The organism is Vibrio sp. Vb0937 (genome assembly GCF_033338855.1).
Window position 1 is genome coordinate 1 of sequence record NZ_JAWOTK010000441.1, and the last position, 1,055, is coordinate 1,055.

Consider the following 1,055-nt stretch of genomic DNA (forward strand, 5'->3'; position numbering starts at 1 on the left):
GTCACCTTCCGAAACCACGGTATAGTTATTTCTTGCGTCAATCACAGGGCCAACAATCACACGAATTTCCCCAGTTGAGGTGCGCGTATGGCCATCGTTTTCAGTAACAATCGTGGTTGCTGTGATGTGAATATTCTCGGTAGACGATGCTTCCGGTTTAATCACAATGCCCGAGTTGATGTTTGCTTGCGTAATATTCGCTTCATAGATTGGCTGGTTATTACCATCGTACCCAACGAACGTTAAATCGACCGAGTTACCATCATTATCAAATATCTCAACGCCATCAGGAATGTTGGAAAGCAGTACCGTTACCGTTTCAGAGTGGTCGTTAGGGTTGTCTTTGACTTCTCCAGAAAGAATGCTGAACGAAATATCAACTTGGCCATTTTCATCCACAAATGTTTGAACGCCACGTACGTTGCCATCATCAAACTCTTGCCAAATACCTGACTTATCATTGAGTTCAACGATTGGAATATCCGCTACGCCTTTCACATCAACAATGACGGTTTTGTTCCCGAGTGAAAGTACATCTTGCGCAGAACCTGTTGAAAGCGATGCGCTGTCTTTTACGATGCCTTCTACGTTGAAGGTGAAATCGTCGTTGCTGTGCAGTGGTGGCAGCACTTCTACATTCGTCAGCTGCGACTCAGGAATTTCGTAATACAGCACATTGCCGTTGCCATCCGTCACTTCAACAATCTGTGAAGGATTCGCGCCATCGAGCCAAACAAGCGTCACGCCGTCGATAGAGAAATTCGAGATGCGAACAAACAGCTCTTCTGAACCATCCATATCCGCGGATGGTTTCATTGAAATCACTTCGCTTAATTGAAGTGGGTCGTGGTCAGTAACCGGATCGACCGTATCTTGAGTGCGAGCGTTATCCTCGAAAATATTGATGCGATTAACGGTAAAGCCGCCAGCATCAGCGACTGGAGAGACATCAATGACGATGGTTTCCGTTTCTGAGCGAGCCGTTTCTTTGCCTGTCAGTGGATTCACGCTCTCCGTGGTGATCGCAGTGACATCGATTTTTATTTCACCCGAGA

The 1,055-nt window shown here is 46.3% G+C and carries 1 pseudogene; it reads right to left on the minus strand.

The features are described 5' to 3' along the window. Positions 1–1,055, minus strand: a pseudogene (locus R7P67_RS26350) (tandem-95 repeat protein); the annotation flags it as partial.